This window comes from Pseudomonas solani, from assembly GCF_026072635.1.
In the GTDB taxonomy this organism is placed as follows: Bacteria; Pseudomonadota; Gammaproteobacteria; order Pseudomonadales; family Pseudomonadaceae; genus Metapseudomonas; species Metapseudomonas solani.
In genome coordinates this window covers 5,848,550-5,869,613 of the sequence record NZ_AP023081.1, presented here as the reverse complement: position 1 = coordinate 5,869,613, position 21,064 = coordinate 5,848,550, and the positions used below count along the sequence as shown (strand labels likewise).

Here is a 21,064-nt window from a genome sequence, read left to right as displayed (position 1 = left end):
GACCTCGAGAGTCGGAACCAGAACCGAATCGCGCTGCAGCCTCGATAATGAGAGCTGGATCGCATTCAGCAGAGCGAGCGCAATGATAACGAGGGCTTTCCAGGTCGAATGGAGTCCGCAATCCATATGGGTTGTAGGAATAGTCGCCCCGTCAGCAGGCTTGTTCCGAGGAGTTTGCCTTCGTGGCTATTCAGCAGGTTCCGACCTGAAAATCGTTGGGTGGCTCTTGCTAAAATCTCCACCTTTCTCAACGAGTCAGTACCTTGGACATCGACCTGGCGCGCACCTTCCTCGAAATCGTTCGTAGCGGCAGCTTCGTCGCCGCCGCCGAGCGCCTGCACGTGACGCAGACGGCGATCACCGCTCGGGTGCAGAACCTGGAGAACCAGCTGGGCTGCAAGCTCTTCGTGCGCAACCGCGCCGGTGCGAGGCTGACGGCCGAAGGCGAGGTGTTCGTCGGTCACGCCACGCAACTGGTGCAGACCTGGGAAGCCGCGCGACGTGACCTGCCGCTGCCCAAGGGCTATCGCGACCTGCTCGCCATTGGCGGCGAACAGAGCCTGAGCAACCCCTTGCTGCTGGGCTGGATGAGCCGCCTGCGCGAACGCATTCCCTCCCATGCGGTGCGCGTCGAGGTCGCGCCCGGGCAGCAGTTGCAGAAGCAGCTGGAGCTGGGCCTGCTGGATGCCGCACTGGTCTACCAGCCGGAGTACTGGCCGGGCATGCAGGTGGAGCAGTTGCTGGAGGAAAAACTCATCCTGATCCGCTCCACCGCCAACCCCGAGCCCTATGTGCAGGTGGACTGGGGCCCGACCTTCCGCCAGCAGCACGACGCCGCGCTGCCGGACAAGGCCCGCGCTGCGGTCACGGTGAACCTCGGGCCGCTGGCGCTGCAGTTCATCCTCCAGCACGGCGGTTCGGGCTACTTCCGTACCCGCGTGGTGCAGAGCTACCTGGACAGCGGCCAGCTGAAGCGCGTGGAGCGCGCGCCGGAATTCACCTACCCGACCTACCTGGTCTATTCCCGCGACAAGGATTCGCCGCTGCTGCAGCAGGCCATCGCCGTGTTGCGCGATGTAGTGGGCGAGGACATCGACTGGTCGCAGCGCTGGGAAGCCACGCTCTGAGCCCGGTGCGGGGCCTTCCCGGGCTGAAGCCCAGGCTACCGGGCGTCAGCTGGCGACTTTCAGCGTTGGGGCCGGAGCACGGGCGGTCAGATCCTTGAGCCAATAGCGGTAGAGCCCGCCGATCAGGTCGCTCTGGGTCACCAGGCCCACCAGCGTGTCGTCATCCCCCAGCACCGGCAGGCAGTGCAGGCCCTGGTCGGAGAGCATCGAGACCAGCACGCCGATATCGGTATCGCGCTTCACGCAGCGCACCGAGCGGGTCATCAGCTCGCCCAGGCGTGGCGCCGGGCGGTGGCGCAGGCGGCCGAACAGCGAGCCGGGGGTGTCTTCCTGGGCGTGGCGGAACAGGTCGCCGGGGGTGACGATGCCCACCAACTGCTTCTGTTCGTCGAGCACGGGCAGGGCCTTGATGTGGTGCTTCTCGAACAGCTTCCAGGCGTGCTCGCGGGTGGTCTGCGGGGTGGCGGTGAGCAGGTCGCGGGACATGATCTGCTCCGCCGTCACCTGGCCCACGCTGCGGCGCAGGGCGTTGCGCTCGGTCTGGCGCAGCAGGCGTTCCAGGTCGTCGCGGGTGATGTCGACGAACTCGCCGAACTCTTCCAGGGCCTGGTCCAGGTCTTCATCGGAGAACACGCCGCGCTCGCTGGGCAGCGGGTCGGCGGTCAGGTGCTGGCCGCTGCGGGCCTGGCTCGGGGCGGTGCTCAGGGCGCTGCGGGTGACGCGGTTATAGGCCAGGGCGACCGCCACCAGCAGGGCGGAGCCGAGCAGCACCGGCCAGGCGACGGCAAAGCCCTGGGCCTCGAACGCGGGGCCGCCCAGGGCCACCGATACGGCCAGCGCGGTGCCTGGCGGGTGCAGGCAGCGCAGGGCGTACATGGCCAGCACGGTCAGGGCCAGGCCCAGTGTGGCGGCCAGTATGGAGTGGTCGATCCACAGGCCCGCCGCCGTGCCCACCAGGGCCGCCACCAGGTTGCCCATCACCACCGACCAGGGTTGCGCCAGCGGGCTGGAGGCGACGGCGAACACCAGCAGCGAGCTGGCGCCGAGCGGGCCGGCCAGGCGCAGGGCGATCTCGGTGCCGAACACGTGGCCGCAGGCGATGCAGCACAGGGCCAGGCCCAGGCAGGCGCCCAGTGCGGCACGCAGCCATTCCCCGGGGTGGGCGGTGCGTGGGGCGGGGGACAGGCGTTTGCGCCAGCGCTGCCAGCGCTGCCAGCGCTGCCAGAGGGCGTCCGGGTTCTCGTGCATCGGGGTCTCGTTCGCTTTTCAGTCGTTCGGGGCGATAAAAAAGGGCCCCTTGAGGGCCCAGCAGGAGTCCCACTGCGTGCGCGGGAGGGGTGCCATCCTTGGACATGGAACAGGAGCAAGGGGGGCGATCGTTGCCGCTGCCGGCGTGGCCGGGCGGCGAGATGGTGGGCATCCTACGGGCGGTATCAGCTATGCCGCCAATGAATAATATTGCTCGTTTGCAGCAATTTATTTGCATCAAGGGCGCCGGCCGCCGTCTGGGCAAGGATCGGGGGCCGGCGTAGCATCGGCACCCTCCAGGTATTCGAGGCGGTGGTGAAAGCATGCAGCGACACACGGTGGGTGCGGGGCTGGACGCGGAACGGCAACTGCTGGACCAGGTCTACGACGGGCAGCGCGACAGCGGCCTATTGTTGTGGCGCCCCCTGCATGCGGCGCTGGTGATGCCCCGGCGCATGAGCCGCCTGCCAGCCTACGAGAGCGCCCGGCAGGCCTGCCTGGAGCAAGGCTGGCCCATCGCCCTGCGCGACACCGGGGGCGAGCCGGTGCCGCAATCATCGGCGGTGCTCAACGTCGCCCTGGCCTATGCGGTGCCTCGGGAAGAAAACGAACTGACGCGCATCGAGACCGCCTATAGGCGGCTGTGTCAGCCCCTGTGCGATTGGCTCAGCGGATTGGACCTGGAACCTGGGCTGGGCGAGGTGGAGGGCGCCTTCTGCGATGGCCGCTTCAACGTCAACCTGCAGGGCCGCAAGCTGGTGGGCACCGCCCAGCGCTGGCGCCGCCGGCAACGCGACGGCCGCCACGTGGTGCTGGCCCACGGCGCCATCCTCATGGGTAACCAGCGCGAGGCCATGGTGGAGGTGGTCAACACCTTCTATCGCGAGTGCGGCCTGGACACCCGCTGCCGCGCCGGCAGCCATATCGCCCTGGAGGAATGCCGTGCCGATGCCTGGGATGCCAGCAGGCAACTCGCCGGGTATTACCAGCGGATGCTCGAAGCCGCCGGAATCGACAACGACCTGTAGCCCGGGGGCGAGTGGGCGAATGACATTGATGGACGTCCTTGTGCACCCACCGCATGGGTTTCGCTTCGCTCTACGCCATCCTACGGAAAGCGTCATCCGCGGCGCGCATCCAGTCGTAGCCCAGGCGCAGCCCCGCGTAGGGTGTGCTGCGTGTTTAGCCGGGATACATGGGTAACGCTTGTCGGGGGACATGGGTAACGGGTTGCTGGTCGTTACTTCTTCTCTCTCAGGTCGAACTGGCGGATTGTCTTATGGATGAAAATCACATCGTAGACACCATCCACACCGGTGGGGCGTATTGCGATTCGCTCGCCCAATAACCCACCACCGACGAACCGGCTTTTCCCTTTGAATTGCACCTGTCCGGTTCCCCCTACCTTGAGCACCTTGTCCTCCGGCTCGTACTCGACTTCCGGCAATTGCTCCGGGTACGCCCTTAGGCTTGGCTGATAGCGCGATATCGGTGGTAACTGGCCCAGTGCCTCGTGAGGTCGTTGTTGGTTGTACTGGTCTCGCCATTGGTCCATCACGCGCTGGCAGTGCTCCATGTCACTGAAGCTGCGATGCAGCAGCTCACGCTTGAGGGTTTGATGGAAACGCTCAAGCTTGCCTTGGGTCTGTGGGTGGTAAGGGCGGCTATGACTGACGTCGATGCCTAGGCGCATCAGCCAGACCTCCATCGCAGATAGGCCGCCCTCGATGTTTGAGCCCCAGGGCGGGCCGTTGTCGGCCGTTATCCGGCATGGCAGCCCATAGCGACGGAAAACCGCGGCCAGCTTGGGGCGAACCAGTTCCAGGCGCTCCCCTTCACAGCCCTCCAGGCAGAGCGCAAAGCGTGAATGGTCATCGAGCACCGTCAGCGGGTGACAACGTGGTGAGTTGCGGTCCGAAAGATGGAAGTTGCCCTTGAAGTCGATCTGCCAGAGCTCGTTGGGTTGCTTGTGCTCGAAGCGTTGGGTGGCCGGTGCCTGTGCGTCTTCGGCGTGATAGCGCACCTGGCAGCCATGGCGCCGGAGAATCGCATCGAGGGTGCTGTGATGAGGGCGATCCATAGCTTTTGGCAGCAGGTGAAGCAGCTTGCGAGCACCCCAATAAGGGAATTGGTGGTGCAGGCGCACCACCTCTCGCTCCAGCTCGGCGCTGCTGCGTCCAGGACTCGTCAGCGGACGACGGGATTGGTCCTGCAGAGCGGAATCACCCAGTTCTTGATATCGCTCCAGCCATTTGTAAGCCGTCTTGGGGCTGATGCCGTAGCGTCGACAGAGCTCCCGGATGTTGCTCTGCGGGTGTTGGGCCAACAGTACGAATTCACGTCGTATCGACATGGTGGTGCACTCCTGCCACGGCATCGCTCGAACTCCTCTTCGAAGGATTCCGTAAGCCTAAATGCGTTACCTATGTCTCCCGACACCTGTCACCTATGTCCCCCGGCTGAACACTGCGCGCACCTGAAAGGCCACGCGCACGCGCATCCGCAACCGAGCGAAGAAAGCGGGAGCAGCGATCCCAGACAAGAAGGGTGGGCTGAAGCGGAGCGCTGCCCGACCCACCCGAAGCTGGCCTATGAAACCGCACAAGGCTCGGTATTCCCGGACTGAAGTCCGGGCTACGTGTTGCCTCACCTTCGTGGCTTAGGTTGGCTGTTGAGTGCGCATCACGTTCTCGGTGTGCGCGGCACACCCTACAAGGGGGCGTGCCGCTTTCCGGTTCAGCGATAGATGTAGGCAAGAGTGCCGGCGATGATGAGCGTCACGGCGACCAGGGTACGGGCCAGCCAGGGCGCGGCGAGCCAAACGCCTGCGACGCCGGCCACCTGGCCGATGTTCTTCTCCGAGAGCAGGCGCGGGTTGGCGCCGCCCTTCATCGGGTAGCCGCATTGCGGGCAGTTGGGGGCCTGGTCGGAGATGGCGCGGTTGCATTCGGGGCAGTCGATGAGGGCCACGTCGGGAACTCCTTGTCAGTGATCGTGCTGACCTTCTGACAAGGAGCGCGTGGCCCGGTTCAGCCGCCGGTCGTGTCGACCTAGAAGTCGAGGGTGGCCGAGACCTTGAGGGTGCGCGGCGCGCCCTGGGTCAGGTAGCCGCCGTAGGCGGATTCCCAGTAGTCCTCGTTGGCCACGTTCTCCAGCCCGGCGCGCAGGGTGATGTCGCGTTCGTCCAGCTTGAAGGCGTAGCGCGCACCCAGGTCCACACGGGTCCAGGCGGGGATGCTCAGGGTGTTGCCCGAGTCGTAGTACTGGCCGCCGGTGCGTTGCAGCAGGGCGTTGACTGCCAGCCCATTCACACCGGGCACATCCCAATCGGCGCTGAGGTTGTACTGGAACTCCGGCACGCCGACGGCGCGGTTACCGTCGTTGGCGCCCCCGGCGGTTCCCGATAGTTCGGTGTCCATCAGCGTGCCGCCAGCCAGCAGGCGCAGGCCCGTGAGCGGCTCGCCGAAGACGCTGAATTCGATGCCACGGTTACGTTGCTGAGCATCCACGCTGTAGACGCCGCCGCTGGTCAGGCCTTGGGGCTGCTCGATGCGGTAGACGCCGAGCTGTGCGCCGAAGGTTCCCTGGTCGAACTTGATGCCGGCTTCGATCTGCTTGGTGCGATAGGGCGCGAACATCTGCCCGGAGTTGCTCGCGGTGCTCGGGGCGATCGGTCCCGGGGCCAGGCCTTCGATACGGTTGGCGTAGAGGGAAATGGAATCGGTGGCCTTGAACACCAGGCCCACGACCGGGGTGGTGATCGAGTCGTCGTAGTCGGACGTGCGCACACCTGCGGTGGACCAGCCATCAGTAGCGATCGACTGGCGGCGGATGCCCAGGGTCAGCAGGGTGCGGTCATCGAAGAAGCCCAGGGTGTCGGAGACCGCCACGCTGCGCGCCTTGCTGGAGCCCGTTTTGCCGGGGTGATGAAGGTCGCCGTTACGAGTCGGCGTCGGCTCCGGGCTGGGGAAGGGGTCGTAGAGATTCCCTGGCAGGCGATTCCCGGCGCTGGTGGACTGGTTGGCGCTGCGGTATTCCCGCCAGTTGCCGGACAGCCCGAGGTTCACCTGGTGGCTCACCGCGCCGGTGTCGAAATGGCCGCGCAGGCCGCTGCTGACGCTGTTGCTTTCCTCATCACGCGGTGCGTACAGGCGACCGACACGCCCGGTGCCATCCGGTGCGCTGACATAAAGGGAGGAATACACGCCGTTCTCGCGGGTGTACTTGCTGCCGACCGCCAGGTAGCTGCTCCAGCTGTCGTTGAGGTCGTACTCGGCGTTGAGCATGCCGTAGGTGTCTTCCAGCTGCGACCAGGCCCAGGGCTGGGAGTAGCTGTGGTTGGCATCCGGTACTTTGGGAGTCTTTGGCAGGCTGGCGCCGGGGACCAGGTAGACCACCGAGCGGCCGTCGTTGATGCGCTGCTTCTGGTAGCCGAAGTCGCCGGACAGGCGCAGGCGGTCGCCTCGGTAGTCGAGGCCGACGCTGAACAGGCTGAAGTGCTGATGCTCGTCGTCCACCGCCGTCTCGCCGTCACGCTTGGCCATGTTGACCCGCACGCCGAAGCGGTTGTCCTCGCCGAAGCGCTGGCCGAAGTCGAAGTGGCCGCCGACGCGGTCGTCGCTGCCGTAATCCAGGGTCAGGCGGCGGGTGGGCGTGTCCTCGGCGCGCTTGGGCACCACGTTGATATTGCCGCCGATGCCGCTGCCGCCCGGGGACACGCCGTTGAGGAAGGCGCTGGGGCCTTTGAACACCTCGACGCGCTCCACCGACTCGGTGGCGATGATCTGCCGGGGCAGCACGCCGTACAGGCCGTTGAAGGAGATGTCGTCGCTGAACAGGGCGAAGCCGCGGATCACGAACACCTGGGAGAAGTTGCCGAAGCCGTAGGACTGGCGCACCGCCGGGTCGCTGCGCAGCACGTCGCCGATGTTCTGCGCCTGGCGGTTCTCGATCAGCTCGCGGGTGTAGCTGGAGAAGCTGAACGGCACGTCCTGCATGTCCTGGTTGCCCAGCATGCCGATACGCGCGCCGCGCGCCACCTGGCCGCCGGCGTAGCTTTCCGGCAGGCCGTCACCCCGCAGCGCGCTGTCGTTGATGGTGGTGGCGCCCAGCTCCAGGCCCGCACCGGTGGCGGCCGGCACCAGGGTGTAGCCGTTGCCGCTGCTGGCCAACTGGTAGCCACTGCCGGCCAGCAGGGTGGCGAAGCCGTCCTGCACGCTGTAGCTGCCTTGCAGACCGGGGCTTTGCTGGTCATCGAGCAGGCCTTGCTGGAAGGACAGCGGCACGCCGGCTTGAGCGGCGAAGCGGGCCAGCACATGGCCCAGCGGCCCGGGGGCGATGGCGTACTGGCGCGCGGCGGCCTGTTGCGTGGCGTCCTCGGCCTGGGCCGGCTGGGCGAACGGTGCGGCGCACAGGGCGAGGCCGATGGCCAGGCTCAGGGCGTGCAACGGAATACGGGCTGGAGCCGGTTGGGTGGCGGAGCGAAGCTGCTGGGGCGACCACGAAGTCATGCTGCTTTCCTGTCGACGCTTGGATGAAAGGGGTTCATCCACCACACCGGACGAAATCGAAAAAGGTGTCAGGGCACCGCGAAAATAATTCCGCGAGGCCGTGGGGCCCCGTTTCCCTGGGGTTTCGATCCGTGAGGTGAAGCGGCCTGCGGTCCTGTCGCAGGGCGTTGCGTCCGTGGGGGTTGGCGCCTGTCTGGTGGGGTCAGGCGGATGCCGCCGGCTCCAGCGTCACCCAATAGCGGGTCAGGCTGCTGAGGGCGATGGGCAGGGTGTCTTGCAGCAGGCGCAGGCTGGCGTCGGTGTCGCGCAGCGGGAAGGCGCCGGAGACGCGGATATCGGCAATGCGCGGGTGACAGCGCAGCACGCCGGGGCGGTAGCGGCCGAGTTCATCCACCAGATCGGCCAGGCGCATGTCCTGGGCCAGCAGCATGCCGGTTTCCCAGGCGGTGGCGGCCGGGTCCAGGGCGGTGCTTGGCAGCACGTGCTCGCGGTCGAAGGCGGCTTGTCGGCCCGCCTCGATCACCTGCGAGTCGCTGTGCCCGCTGTTGCTGATGCGTACGGCGCCTTCCATCACCGCGACCCGGCAACGCTCGCCGTCGAGGCGCAGGCTGAAGCGGGTGCCCAGCGCCTGGGCGATGCCCTGGGGAGTTTCCACCAGGAACGGCCGCGGCGTGGGGGACGGGTCCTTGGCGGTGGTGATCAGCACCTCGCCGCTGAACAGGCGCAGACGCCGGCGGGTGGCGTCGAAGGCGACGTCCAAGGCACTGGCGGTATTGAGTTGCAGGCGGGTGCCATCGGGCAGGTGCAGGTCCTTCTGTTCACCGGTTGCGGTGCGCAGGTCGGCGCTCCAGTCCTGCCAGGGCAGCTGGCGCCAGGCCGCCCAGGCGACGGGCGCGGCGAGCAGCAGCATGCCCAGGCGGGCGATGGCCTGGCGGCGACCGATGCCCTTGCGCTTGGCGCTTTCCAGGGTCTGCAGCGCCAGGCTGCCGGGCAGGTTGCGGAAGTCACCGAGGATGCTCTCGGCTCGGGCCCAGGCCTGGGCATGTTGCGGGCTGCGGTTGCGCCACAGTTGGATGGCGCGCTGGTCGTCCTCGGTGGCACTGCCAGAGTGCAGGTGCACCAGCCAGTCGGCGGCCTCGCCGAGGATCTGCGGGTCGATGCGGTTCATCAGGCTGCGCTCAGGCAGGCGAGGAAGGCGTCGCGCATGTAGCGCTTGACGCTGGTCAGGGACACGCCCAGGCGCGTGGCGATCTCGGCGTAGCCCAGGCCTTCGAGCTGGGACAGGAGGAAAGCCTGGCGGGTCTTCTCGGGCATGTCGGCGAGCAGCGCCTCGATGCGGCACAGGGTTTCCAGGATCAGCAGCCGGGTTTCGGGGGAGGGCGCTTCGGGCTCGGGCAGGTGGGCGATGCTTTCCAGGTAGGCCTGTTCGATGTCCTGGCGCCGCCAGCGGTCGATCACCAGGCCCTTGGCGATATGGGTGAGCAGGGCCCGGGGTTCGCTGCCGAAATCACGCCCGACCTGGCGGCCCAGCAGGCGCAGGAAGGTGTCGTGGGCCAGATCCGCCGCATCCCAGGCGTTGCCCAGGCGCCGGCTGAGCCAAGCGTGGAGCCAGCCGTGGTGGTCGTTGTAGAGGGTGTGGATCTGGCGGTTGAGGGGCTGATCGGCTGCCGACATGGGCTACTGCGTCCGTCAGGGCGGCCCGCCCTGGATGTAGATAAGAATTGATCTCATTCTATATTCGCGCCCTGAAAGCTGGCAATCGCCGCTGCTGGCCGTCGCGGCCCCTGGGCGCTGGCGGCGACGTTTCCACGAGGTTTTTTTCACGAATTCTTGACTGCCCCCTACCTAGGCTGCGAGCCGTCTCCTGCAACCCCTGCAGGGCCGGTCGAGCCCCGTCCATGCTGAAGAACCTCCGGTTGCGCCCCGAAGCCCTGACCCTGCTGGTCAGCGTCGCGCTGCTGCTTTTCTACAACCTGCCGCTGTGGCGCCATGTCGCGCAGATCGTGCCCGACCCCTGGCTGCGCGTGGTCTTCGGCGTGCTGGTGGTGCTGATCTTCAACCTGGTGCTGACGCTGTTTTCCTTCCGCTGGGTGTTCAAGCCGCTGCTGACGCTGGTGCTGCTGGGCAGCGCCGGGGTGTTGTATTTCATGACCCAGTACGGCGTGGTGGTGGACATCGAGATGCTGCGCAACGTCGCCGAGACCAACGTCAGCGAGGTGCGCGACCTGCTGACCCTGAAGTTCGCCGGTTTCCTGCTGCTGTTCGGTGTGCTACCGGCCGGCTTGCTGTGGCACCTGCAGATCGGCCATCGCCCGCTGCTGCGCGAGCTGCTGAGCAAGCTGCTGGTGACCGCGGCCTGCCTGGTGGCCCTGGGCGCCATCGCGTTGAGCAACTACCAGGCACTGGCCTCGCTGTTCCGCAATCACCACGAGCTGCGCCTGATGGTGGTGCCGAGCAACTACCTAGGGGCGTCGTTCAGCTACTTGCGCACCCACTTCGCCACGGCGGACGAGCCCCTGCGTGCCATCGGCACCGATGCCCGCCGTGCGCCCGCCTGGCAGGGCCATGCGCGCAAGTCCCTGACGGTGCTGGTGGTGGGCGAGAGCGCCCGTGCCGCCAACCTCGGGCTGCTGGGCTACGGCCGCGACACCACGCCGCTGCTGGCGAAGCAGCAGGGCCTGACCGCCTTCACCCAGATGCGCTCCTGCGGCACCGAAACCGCCGTGTCGGTGCCCTGCATGTTCTCCAACATGCCCCGCAGCGACTACAGCTACGCTCGCGCCAAATCCCAGGAAGGGCTGCTGGACGTGCTCAAGCACGCCGGCCTGGCGGTGCGCTGGCGCGACAACCAGTCCGGCTGCAAGGGCACCTGCGACCGCGTGGCCTTCGAGGACATGGGCAACGCCAAGGACCCCAGCCTGTGCGCCGGCGGTGAATGCCACGACGCCATCCTCCTCGACGGGCTCCAGAGTTACATCGACACCCTCAAGGACGACAGCGTGCTGGTGCTGCACCAGATGGGCAGCCACGGCCCGGCCTACTACAAGCGCTACCCGGCGGCCTTCGAGCGCTTCACCCCGGTGTGCCGCAGCGCGACGCTGAGCGACTGCTCGCGGGAGAGCATCATCAATGCCTACGACAACACCCTGGTCTACACCGACTACCTGCTGTCGAGTCTGATCGACCTGCTGCGCAAGAACCAGGACCGTGTCGACACGGCGATGATCTACCTCTCCGATCACGGCGAATCCCTCGGCGAATACAACCTCTACCTGCACGGCACGCCCTACGCGATGGCACCGGACGAGCAGAAGCACGTGGGCCTGCTGACCTGGTTCTCCGAGGGCTACCAGAAGGACTTCGGCCTGGACAACGCCTGCCTCGGCAGCCAGCGCGACAAGCCGGTGAGCCAGGACAACCTGTTCCATTCCGTGCTCGGGCTGCTGCAGATCGAGACCGGCGAATACCAGCGCGACCTGGACCTCTTCGCACCCTGCCGGAGGTCGGCGTCCTGATGACCCTGTCCCCCTGGTTTGGGCGCTGGCGCCAGCGGCAGATCGCCCGGCGTGCCCTCAAGGCCGCCGGCGAGCCCAACCTGGTGCTCGACCTGCCGTGCGGGCTGGGGCGCTCCTGGGCGCTGCTGGCTGAGCACCCGAACCGCTTCATCCTCGCCGCCGACCCCTCGCGGGACGTGCTCGAGCGCGCCCTGGCCGCCCGCAGCGGCGCCCTGGTGGAGCGCGTGCGCGGCTTCCAGACCTCGGTGCTGGCCATCCAGCTGCCGGAAAACGCGGTGGACAGCATCCTCTGCCTGCAGTCGCTGAGCCGCCTGAGTCCCGAGCAACGCCTGACGGCCCTGCGCGAGCTGCGCCGGGTGACCCGCGACACGCTGATCCTCTCGCTGCCGGTGGACGGCAACCTGGAGGCCTGGCACTGGCGGCGCCACCGGGGCGAGGGTGCCAGCGTGCCGCCGTTGCGCCGTGACGTGCTGGAGGACGAGTTCCGCCAACTGGGCCTGCAGATCCTCTCGCACCAGGACTTCCTGCCCGGCTGGGCGATGGTGCGCACCTACGTCCTGCGCAAGGACGGGTGATGGAAAAACCGGTTACAGCTGAACCTTTCCCCTTTGCGTCACCTAAGCACTATCATCGCGCCTCTCCGGCATCCCGTTTCGGCTGCCCGGCAGTTCGCATTTCCTTTCCAATTGGATGGACTCCGATACATGAGTAGAACCCGCAACCCGCTGGGCGCCTACCGCCCGACCCTGGGCAGCCACCTGGCCTTCACCCTGTCGTGTGGCCTGGTGTTCCTGGTGATGTACACCCTGCTGCGGGGGCCTTGCTGGTCTACAACCGCGAGTTGATCGGCGCCACCCCGGCCGCCACCTTCGTCGAGGCCTTCTTCAACGGCTTCCGCTTCGACCTGCGCCTGACCATCTACGCCCTGGCGCCGTTGCTGCTGTCCATTCCCTTCGCCGGTGCCATGGCCGCGCGCCGCCTGCACCTGGTGTGGCTGACCGGCTTCGCCAGCGTCACCCTGTTCTTCGGCCTGCTGGAGCTGGATTTCTACCGTGAATTCCACCAGCGCCTGAACAGCCTGGTGTTCCAGTACATGAGCCAGGACCCGAAAACGGTACTGAGCATGCTCTGGTACGGCTTCCCGGTGGTGCGCTACCTGCTGGCCTGGGCCATCGCCACCTGGCTGCTGTTCAAGCTGTTCCAGTGGCTGAGCCGGGTGCATCGCCCCCGTGGCGAGGTGCTGGCGGGCGAGGGCAGCGGCCGCGCCGCCATCGCCCCCTGGTACCTGCGCGCCGGGGTCTTCGGCCTGGTGCTGGTACTCGCCGTGGTCGCCGCCCGTGGCACCCTGCGCCAGGGCCCGCCGCTGCGCTGGGGTGACGCCAACACCACCGACTCGGCCTTCGCCAACCAGCTCGGCCTCAACGGCACGCTGATGCTGATGAACGCCGCCCAGGCGCGCTTCTCCGAAACCCGTGACAACCAGTGGAAGGCCAGCCTGCCGGAAGGCGAGGCCCAGGATGTGGTCCGCGACATGCTGCTGACCCCGCAGGACCAACTGGTGGACGAGGGCAGTGCCGCCGTGCGCCGCCTGCTCACGCCCAATGCCGATGGCAGCCTGCCGGTGCGCAACGTGGTGGTCATCCTTATGGAGAGCCTGGCCGGACACTACGTCGGCGCCCTCGGCGGCAAGGGCGACATCACCCCCAACTTCGACCGCCTGAGCAAGGAGGGGCTGCTGTTCACCCGCTTCTTCTCCAATGGCACCCACACCCACCAGGGCATGTTCGCCACCATGGCCTGCTTCCCCAACCTGCCGGGCTTCGAGTACCTGATGGAGCAGCAGGAGGGCACCCACAAGTTCTCCGGCCTGCCGCAGCTGCTCAGCGCCCGCCAGTACGACGACCTGTACGTCTACAACGGTGATTTCGGCTGGGACAACCAGCTGGGCTTCTTCGGCAACCAGGGCATGCGCAACTTCGTTGGCCGCAATGACTTCGTGAACCCGGTGGTGTCCGACCCGACCTGGGGCGTTTCCGACCAGGACATGTTCGACCGCGCCGCCCAGGAGCTGAAGGACAACTACGGCAGCAAGCCCTTCTATGCGCTGTTGCAGACCCTCTCCAACCACACCCCCTACGCGCTGCCCGAGCAGCTGCCGGTGGAGCCGGTGACCGGCTTCGGCTCGCTGGATCAGCACCTCACCGCCATGCGCTATTCCGACTGGGCGCTGGGGCAGTTCTTCGAGAAGGCCAAGCAATCGCCGTACTACAAGGACACCCTGTTCGTGATAGTCGGCGACCACGGCTTCGGCACCCCCGAGCAGCTCACCGACATCGACCTGTACCGCTTCAACGTGCCGCTGCTGCTGATCGCCCCCGGCCTCCAGGAGAAGTTCGGCGCGCGTACCGACGTGGTCGGCACCCAGGTGGACGTGGTGCCCACCATCATGGGCCGCCTCGGTGGCGAGACCCGCCACCAGTGCTGGGGCCGCGACCTGCTGAGCCTGGCGCCGGAAGACAAGGGCTTCGGCGTGATCAAGCCCTCGGGCAGCGACCAGACCGTGGCCATGGTGGCCGACGGGCGCATCCTGGTGCAGCCGCGTGGTGGCGACCCGCTGCTCTACGACTACCACCTCAACAGCGAGCAGGGCGCGACCCGCGTCGAGGACCCGGAGGCGGTACAAGCCATGAGCCGTCGCCTCGAAGCCTTCCTCCAGGTGGCCACCAAGAGCCTGCTGGGCAATACCACGGGCGTCGTCGACGCCAAGTGACCCCGCCGCCCCGGAGCCGCTCCGGGGTGCATCCCCTCCCTTCACGGCGCCCTGTTCCTTGCGGAGCGGGCGCTGGCAGAACTGCCAATACGTCTGGCATGCAGGAAAAACCCCGGGCTCTCCCGAGCGGTAAGAATCGACTGACCGCCACCCCAGTGGCCGCTCCCTTTGCGGGAGGGCCTCGAGGGCGGCATTTCCCGCAGGGCGCCCCGGTGTCCGCCGGGTGGCCCAGGTCATCAAGGTTCGTTGCATGCCGCCTAACAACAAGATCCGCCCGTTCCTCGCTGCCGCCTCTCTGCTGTTCCTGCTGCCGGCCCTGCCGGTTCTCGCCGATTGCGGCCAGGCCGGGGTGGAGCGGGGCGCCAATGCCTTCGCCGCCGAATGTTCGGTGTGCCACGCCGCCAGCAAGGGTGCCGCGCCGGGCATGGGGCCGAACCTGGCCGGGGTGATCGGCCGCGCCGCCGGCAGCCAGCCCGGCTTCGCCTATTCCCAGGCGATGAAGGCCCGCGCCCAGCCCTGGCAGCAGGACAGCCTGCAAGCCTTCATCGCCCAGCCGCAGGCCCAGGTGCCCGGCACCTACATGCCCTATGCCGGCCTGGCCGACGCGACGGATCGCCAGGCCATCGCCTGCTTCCTCGCCCAGCCGCACTGAGGCGCTCCGGAACTCCCATGAACGAGGAAAGAACATGAGCAAGGTTGACGTACTGCCGCAGGTCGCGGCCTTCCTGCAACGCCGCCACGGCTGCTTCATCGACGGCCAGTGGGTGGTGCCCGAAGGCGCTTCCACCCCGGTGCTGAATCCGGCCACCGGCGAGGTGATCGCCGATGTGGCGGAAGCCGACGACGCGCTGCTGGACCGTGCCGTGCAATCGGCCCACCGCGCCTTCAAGGCCGGCGTCTGGTCGGGCCTGCGCCCGGCCGACCGTGAGCGCATCCTGCTGCGCTTCACCGCGCTGGTGGAAGAACACGGCGAGGAACTGGCGCAACTGGAAACCCTGAGCCAGGGCAAGTCGATCAACATGGCGCGGATGCTCGATGTCAGCGCCACGGTGGAGTTCATGCGCTACATGGCCGGCTGGGCGACCAAGATCGAGGGCCAGACCCTGGACGTGTCCATCCCGCTGCCCGAGGGCGCGCGCTTCACCGCCTTCGCCCGTCGCGAGCCGGTGGGCGTGGTGGCCGGCATCGTGCCCTGGAACTTCCCGCTGATGATCACCACCTGGAAACTGATGCCGGCGCTGGCCTGCGGCTGCACGGTGGTGATCAAGCCGGCCACCGAGACGCCGCTGACCGCGCTGCGCCTGGCCGAACTGGCGCTGGAGGCGGGCATCCCGCCGGGCGTGTTCAACCTGGTGACCGGGGGCGGCGCCACCGTGGGCAATGCCCTGGCCTCGCACCCGCTGATCAACAAGGTGTCCTTCACCGGCTCTACCGCCGTGGGCAAGAGCGTCGGCGCGGTGGCGGTGCGCAACATGACCCGCTTCGCCCTGGAGCTGGGCGGCAAGAACCCGATGATCATCCTCGCCGACGCGGACATCGACAAAGCCATCGGCGGTGCGCTGCTCGGCGGCCTGCTCAACCAGGGCCAGGTGTGCGCCGCGGCGTCGCGCTTCTATGTGCAGCGCTCGCGCTACGACGAGTTCGTCGAGAAGCTGGCCGCTGCCGTGTCCGGCATGAGCATCGGTGCCGGCATGGACTGCACGGCAGCCATCAACCCGCTGGTGTCGCGCAAGCAGCAGCAGGGCGTGCTGCGCCATATCGAGCTTGCCCGCAGCGAGGGGGCCCGTGTGGTCACCGGTGGCACGCCGGTGGACAGCGAAGGCTTCTACGTGCGCCCCACGGTGCTGGCCGATGTCGACCACTCCATGACCGTCTCCCGCGAGGAAGTGTTCGGCCCGGTGCTGTCGGTGATCCCCTTCGACGACGAGGAGAGCGCCATCGCCATGGCCAACGACAGCGAATACGGCCTGGCCGCCAGCCTCTGGACCAACGACCTGACCAAGGCGATGAACCTGGTGCCGCGCATCGAAGCAGGCACCGTGTGGGTCAACGCCCACGTGCTGCTGGACCCCAACATGCCGTTCGGCGGCGTCAAGCAATCGGGCATGGGCCGTGAATTCGGCCGCACCGTCATCGAGGCCTACACCGAGCTGAAATCGGTGTGCATCGCCCACTGAGCAAGTGCGACACCCTCCTAATTCACAGGCCTTCGGGCCTGTTTTTTTATGGGGTGGAGTCATTCCTCGCCTGTGTCGACGGCTCGTTCGTAGGGCGGGTGAAACCCGCAGATGCCTTGTGCAGGGTTGTCGGGTTTCACCCGACCTACGCGACGCGAACTCGGTCCCCGGTCATAACCAAATCTGTTGGCCTGGCCCGGAATCAAGGCTAGGCTTCCGGCATTTCCCTGACCGGGCGCCTGCTGTGAATATCGATACCCGCATCAAGTTCCGCCACCTGGTGTGCTTTCTCGAAGTGGCGCGCCAGGGCACCCTGGCGCGGGCGGCAGACAAGCTGGCGGTGAGTCAGCCGGCCATTTCCAAGACCCTCAAGGAGCTGGAGGACCTGCTCGGCGCCAGCCTGTTCGCGCGCAGCAAGAGCGGCGTCACCCTTACCGAGGCGGGCGTCGCCTTCATGCGTTACGCCGGCCCCTGCGTGCAGGCGCTGCGCGATGGCGTGGACAGCCTGCGCAGTGGCGAGCACGAGTCCGCCACCCTGCGCCTCGGCGTGCTGTCCACGGTGGAGAGCCTGCTGGTGCCCGAGGTGGTATGCCGCCTGCACGCGCGCCACCCGACCCTGGTGGCCAGCGTGGTGACCGGCCCCAGTGCCTACCTGCTGTCGCAGTTGCACGTGGGTGAGCTGGACCTCGTGGTGGGGCGCATGACCGACAGCCCGCAGATCCAGGGCCTGCTGTTCGAGCACCTGTACAGCGAGTCGATGACCCTGGTGGTGCGCCCCGGCCACCCGCTGCTGGCGGGGCCGCCGGCACGGGAGCGGCTGCAGGATTACCCGCTGGTGCTGCCGCTGGCCGGGACCACCATCCGCAAGTACGCCGATGCCTTCTTCGTGCAATGCGGCATCAACCCGCCGCGCCAGCGCCTGGAAACCCTGTCCGTGGCCTTGAGCCGGCGCTACGTGCAGACCAGCGAGGCGATCTGGATCGCCCCCACCGACGCGGTGCAGCTGGACCTGCGCCGGGGCGAGCTGGTGGAGCTGCAACTGGGCATCCAGGAGCCGGGCGGTTCGGTGGGTATCTGCAGCAACGCCGCGCTGCCGCTGCCCCTGGCGGCGCACTGGTGCGTGGAGGTGTTGCGGGAGCTGGGGCAGTCCTACCGCGAAGGGCAATATCCTTAACTGATTGGTTATGGATGGGCGGCGTTATTTCAGTTTTACCGCCGCCAGCGAGGCGCGACACTCCGCCACAGCCTGCTGCCCTGCAGCCTCCATAAATCCAATAAGAAGGAGATCGACATGCCCGATGCGCAACAGAGCCGCTTCGTCATTCGTGATCGCAACTGGCACCCCAAGGCCCTGACGCCCGACTACAAGACCTCCATTCCCCGTTCCCCGCGCCAGGCGCTGGTGAGCATCCCGCAATCGGTCTCCGAGACCAGCGGCCCGGATTTCTCGCACCTGAAGCTGGGGCGCTTCGACAACGACCTCCTGCTCAACTTCGACCACGGCGGCCTGCCCATCGGCGAGCGCATCATCGTCGCCGGGCGCGTCTGCGACCAATACGGCAAGCCGATCCCCCACACCCTGGTGGAGATGTGGCAGGCCAACGCCGGCGGCCGCTACCGCCACAAGAACGACCGCTACCTGGCGCCGCTGGACCCGAACTTCGGCGGCGTCGGCCGGACGCTGACCGACAGCGAGGGCTACTACAGCTTCCGCACCATCAAGCCCGGCCCCTATCCGTGGCGCAACGGCCCCAACGACTGGCGCCCGGCGCATATCCACTTCTCAATCAGCGGCCCGTCGATCGCCACCCGGCTGATCACCCAGCTGTACTTCGAGGGTGACCCGCTGATCCCGATGTGCCCCATCGTCAAGTCCATCGCCAACCTCGAGGCGGTGCAGAGCCTGATCGCCAGGCTCGACATGAGCGCGGCCAACCCCATGGATTGCCTGGCCTACCGCTTCGACATCGTCTTGCGCGGCCAGCGCCGCACCCACTTCGAAAACCGCTGAGGAGCTGCGCGCATGCCCATCCAATTGCTGCCGGAAACCCCGTCGCAAACCGCCGGCCCCTATGTGCACATCGGCCTGGCGCTCGCCGCTGCCGGCAACCCGGTCCGCGACCAGGAGATCTGGAGCGAGATGGCCAAGCCCGGTGCGCCGGGCGAGCACATCCTGCTCATCGGCCACGTCTACGACGGCAACGGCCACCTGGTGCGCGATTCCTTCCTGGAGTTCTGGCAGGCCGACCATGAAGGCCGCTACGACAGCGCCTTCGACCCGGAGAAGCCCTTCAACGGCTTCGGCCGCACCGCCACCACCTTCGATGCCGGCGAATGGACGCTGAAGACCATCAAGCCTGGCGTGGTGCACAACGCCGCCGGGGTGCCCATGGCGCCGCACATCAACGTCTCGCTGTTCGCCCGGGGCATCAACATCCACCTGCAGACGCGCCTGTACTTCGACGACGAGGCCGAGGCCAACGCCCGCTGCCCGGTGCTCACCCTGATCGAGCAGCCGCAGCGCCGGGAAACCCTGGTCGCCCAGCGCTGCGAGGTGGACGGCAAGCTCGCCTACCGCTTTGATATCCGCATCCAGGGGGAAGGGGAAACGGTCTTCTTTGACTTCTAGAACGCTGCAGTCCGATCAGCCCGCCGAAACGGTCCTCGAGCGCATCCGGCGGCACTTCAACGCGGTGCTGGAGGCGCGGGGCTACCGCGCCGACAGCGCACAGCAGGCGGCCGTCGAGCACCTCGGCAGCTGGCTGGACAAACACCTGAACGCGCGTCGGGGCTGGTTCCGCCGGCCGGTGGCGGGTGTCTACCTGTGGGGCGGCGTCGGCCGGGGCAAGAGCTTCGTGATGGACGCCTTCTTCGCCGCCGCGCCGGTGCAGGCCAAGCGCCGCGTGCACTTCCACGCCTTCCTGCAGGAGTTGCAGGTGCGCATGCTCGCCTTCAGCGGCCAGCCCGATCCCTTGGCCCGTGTCGCCCGGGAGATCGCCCAGCAGACGCGGCTGCTGTGCTTCGACGAGTTCCACGTGCACGACATCGGCGACGCCATGCTGCTCGGGCGCCTGCTCAAGGTGCTGGTGGAGGAGGGCGTGGGCCTGGTCTGCACCTCCAACTACAGCCCCGACAGGCTGTGCCCGAACCCGCTGTACCGCGAGCGCTTCCGCCCGGCCATCCAGCTGATCGAGAAGCGCTTCGACGTGTTCTCCCTCGACGCCGGCCAGGACTACCGCCAGCACAGCACCGAGCTGGAAGCCTGGGGCGATTACTGCTGGCCCGAGCCGGAGGATGGCGGCGCGTCGATCCGTCGTTCCCTGGGATTGGGGGAGGGCGCCTTGCTGGACCAGGTGCTGGAGGTCAACCACCACCCGCTGCGGGTGCATGCACTGGAAGGTGACCGGGCCTGGCTGGACTTCCACGAGCTGTTCGCCACGCCGCGCTCGGCCAGTGACTACCTGTGGCTGATCGAGCACTTCCCGCACATGGCGGTGAGCGGCCTGGACCGCCTCGGCGACCACCCCCAGGACGTCAGCCAGCGCTTCCTGAATTTCATCGACATCGCCTACGACCGGGGGCTGCACCTGCGGCTGTTCTCCGCCGTGGCGCTGGAGCAACTGGCCGAGGGCGGCAATGCCGTGGATTTCGCCCGCACCCTGAGCCGGATGAAGCAGCTGCGCAGCGTGAAGCTGGATACCGCCCCCTAGAGAATCTGCCGGGAGCACCGTCATCCCCGCGAGCGCGGGCACCCACTGAACAGCCGCCAATTGCGATAACCGCCCACCGCTTCGATAATCGCCCATCAGCCCGGTGCGATAGCCAAGGACAACAACAATGAGCGACGAACAACGAGTCCCCCTGCCGCCCCTGGCGCCGCCCATCATCGCCTCGCCAGCCAAGCGCATCGAAGCCTTCACCGGCGACCCCAATTTCATGACCTCCCTGGCCCGTGGCCTGGCAGTGATCCACGCCTTCCAGGAGCGCAAGCGCCACCTGACCATCGCCCAGATCAGCCACCGCACCGAGATTCCCCGCGCCGCCGTGCGCCGCTGCCTGCACACGCTGATGAGCCTCGGCTACGTGACCACCGACGGGCGCACCTACTCGCTGCTGCCCAAGGTGCTCACCCTCGGCCACGCCTACCTGTCCTCGACGCCGCTCGCGGTCACCGCGCAACCGATCCTCGACCGTCTCAGCGAGCAGCTGCACGAGGCCTGCTCCATGGCCACCCTGGAGGGCGACGAGATCCTCTACATCGCCCGCTCGGCCACGCCGCAGCGGCTGATCTCGGTGGACCTCAGCGTCGGCAGCCGGCTGCCGGCTTATTGCACCTCCATGGGCCGCATTCTTCTCGCCGCCCTGGATGACGCGGCGCTGGAGGAGTACATCGAGCATGCCGACCTGCAGATCAAGACCAGCCGCACCGTGCACACGCCCGAGGGGCTGCGCGCGAGCGTCGCCGAGATCCGCACCCAGGGCTGGGTGATCATCGACCAGGAGCTGGAAGTCGGCCTGCGCTCGGTGGCGGTGCCGCTGAAGGATTCCGCCGGCCAGGTGCTCGCCGCCCTCAACGTCGGCACCCACGCCGGGCGCGTCACCCGCCAGGAGCTGGAGACACGCTTCCTGCCGGTGCTGCTGGAGGCGAGCAAGGAACTCAGCGCACGGCTGTTCCAATAGGCGCCGTTCCCCCTTGGGGCCGGCATCCGCCGACCTC

17 protein-coding genes and 1 pseudogene are annotated in these 21,064 nt (G+C 67.3%); 12 read left to right on the top strand and 6 right to left on the bottom strand.

What is annotated here, in order from left to right; translation table 11 throughout:
* The first annotated feature begins 263 nt into the window (after nt 1–263).
* The gene (locus PSm6_RS26465) at nt 264–1,127 is read left to right on the top strand and encodes a LysR family transcriptional regulator (protein WP_265168731.1); all 864 of its coding nucleotides are present in this window, start codon (nt 264–266) and stop codon (nt 1,125–1,127) included.
* Nucleotides 1,128–1,172: 45 nt separating this feature from the next.
* Here PSm6_RS26465 and PSm6_RS26460 read toward each other — a convergent pair whose 3' ends face one another.
* Nucleotides 1,173–2,375 (bottom strand): HPP family protein, encoded by a 1,203-nt coding sequence (locus PSm6_RS26460; protein WP_265168730.1) that lies wholly within the window; start codon nt 2,373–2,375, stop codon nt 1,173–1,175.
* Between the two features lie 323 nt (nt 2,376–2,698).
* Here PSm6_RS26460 and PSm6_RS26455 point away from each other — a divergent pair, with 323 nt between their 5' ends.
* Nucleotides 2,699–3,403: a lipoate--protein ligase family protein gene (locus PSm6_RS26455; protein WP_265168728.1), complete on the top strand. Its 705-nt coding sequence runs from the start codon at nt 2,699–2,701 to the stop codon at nt 3,401–3,403.
* A 212-nt stretch (nt 3,404–3,615) separates the two neighbouring features.
* On the opposite strand, the gene PSm6_RS26450 is transcribed toward PSm6_RS26455, so the two are convergent.
* The 5 genes from PSm6_RS26450 to PSm6_RS26430 form a co-directional block, all read right to left on the bottom strand.
* Nucleotides 3,616–4,752 carry an IS481 family transposase gene (locus PSm6_RS26450; RefSeq protein ID WP_265168727.1) on the bottom strand — a complete coding sequence of 379 codons (1,137 nt, stop codon included), beginning with the start codon at nt 4,750–4,752 and terminating at the stop codon, nt 3,616–3,618.
* A gap of 359 nt (nt 4,753–5,111) precedes the next feature.
* The gene (locus tag PSm6_RS26445) at nt 5,112–5,345 is read right to left on the bottom strand and encodes an integrase (protein WP_043245068.1); all 234 of its coding nucleotides are present in this window, start codon (nt 5,343–5,345) and stop codon (nt 5,112–5,114) included.
* An 80-nt stretch (nt 5,346–5,425) separates the two neighbouring features.
* Nucleotides 5,426–7,885 carry a TonB-dependent receptor gene (locus tag PSm6_RS26440; RefSeq protein WP_265168726.1) on the bottom strand — a complete coding sequence of 820 codons (2,460 nt, stop codon included), beginning with the start codon at nt 7,883–7,885 and terminating at the stop codon, nt 5,426–5,428.
* Between the two features lie 202 nt (nt 7,886–8,087).
* Entirely contained in the window at nt 8,088–9,053 is a 966-nt protein-coding gene (locus PSm6_RS26435; protein ID WP_371876976.1) for a FecR domain-containing protein, read from the bottom strand.
* On the bottom strand, nt 9,053–9,559 hold the full coding sequence (locus PSm6_RS26430; RefSeq protein WP_265168725.1) for a sigma-70 family RNA polymerase sigma factor: 507 nt from the start codon (nt 9,557–9,559) through the stop codon (nt 9,053–9,055). Before PSm6_RS26430 ends, PSm6_RS26435 begins: the two co-directional genes overlap by 1 nt.
* 224 nt (nt 9,560–9,783) lie before the next feature.
* Here PSm6_RS26430 and PSm6_RS26425 point away from each other — a divergent pair, with 224 nt between their 5' ends.
* The 10 genes and pseudogenes from PSm6_RS26425 (at nt 9,784) to PSm6_RS26380 (ending at nt 21,027) form a co-directional block, all read left to right on the top strand.
* Nucleotides 9,784–11,400, top strand: a complete 1,617-nt coding sequence (locus PSm6_RS26425; RefSeq protein ID WP_265168723.1) for a phosphoethanolamine transferase — start codon at nt 9,784–9,786, stop codon at nt 11,398–11,400.
* Entirely contained in the window at nt 11,400–11,975 is a 576-nt protein-coding gene (locus tag PSm6_RS26420) for a class I SAM-dependent methyltransferase (RefSeq protein WP_265168722.1), read from the top strand. The genes PSm6_RS26425 and PSm6_RS26420 overlap by 1 nt, the downstream gene beginning before the upstream one ends.
* 129 nt (nt 11,976–12,104) lie before the next feature.
* Nucleotides 12,105–14,170: pseudogene (locus tag PSm6_RS26415) on the top strand (LTA synthase family protein).
* Between the two features lie 250 nt (nt 14,171–14,420).
* Nucleotides 14,421–14,822 carry a c-type cytochrome gene (locus PSm6_RS26410; protein WP_021221004.1) on the top strand — a complete coding sequence of 134 codons (402 nt, stop codon included), beginning with the start codon at nt 14,421–14,423 and terminating at the stop codon, nt 14,820–14,822.
* A gap of 34 nt (nt 14,823–14,856) precedes the next feature.
* Nucleotides 14,857–16,347: an aldehyde dehydrogenase family protein gene (locus PSm6_RS26405; RefSeq protein WP_043245075.1), complete on the top strand. Its 1,491-nt coding sequence runs from the start codon at nt 14,857–14,859 to the stop codon at nt 16,345–16,347.
* 244 nt (nt 16,348–16,591) lie between these two features.
* A complete protein-coding gene (gene pcaQ / locus PSm6_RS26400; protein WP_043245077.1) occupies nt 16,592–17,521 on the top strand; it encodes a pca operon transcription factor PcaQ in 930 nt (309 codons plus the stop codon).
* 117 nt (nt 17,522–17,638) lie between these two features.
* Complete coding sequence (gene pcaH / locus PSm6_RS26395) at nt 17,639–18,358, top strand: protocatechuate 3,4-dioxygenase subunit beta (protein WP_265168720.1); 720 nt, start codon at nt 17,639–17,641, stop codon at nt 18,356–18,358.
* Nucleotides 18,359–18,370: 12 nt separating this feature from the next.
* The gene (pcaG, locus tag PSm6_RS26390; RefSeq protein WP_111263929.1) at nt 18,371–18,976 is read left to right on the top strand and encodes a protocatechuate 3,4-dioxygenase subunit alpha; all 606 of its coding nucleotides are present in this window, start codon (nt 18,371–18,373) and stop codon (nt 18,974–18,976) included.
* Nucleotides 18,966–20,057 (top strand): cell division protein ZapE, encoded by a 1,092-nt coding sequence (gene zapE, locus PSm6_RS26385; protein ID WP_031288310.1) that lies wholly within the window; start codon nt 18,966–18,968, stop codon nt 20,055–20,057. Before pcaG ends, zapE begins: the two co-directional genes overlap by 11 nt.
* Before the next feature lie 127 nt (nt 20,058–20,184).
* Complete coding sequence (locus PSm6_RS26380; RefSeq protein ID WP_021220998.1) at nt 20,185–21,027, top strand: IclR family transcriptional regulator domain-containing protein; 843 nt, start codon at nt 20,185–20,187, stop codon at nt 21,025–21,027.
* Nucleotides 21,028–21,064 lie beyond the last annotated feature (37 nt).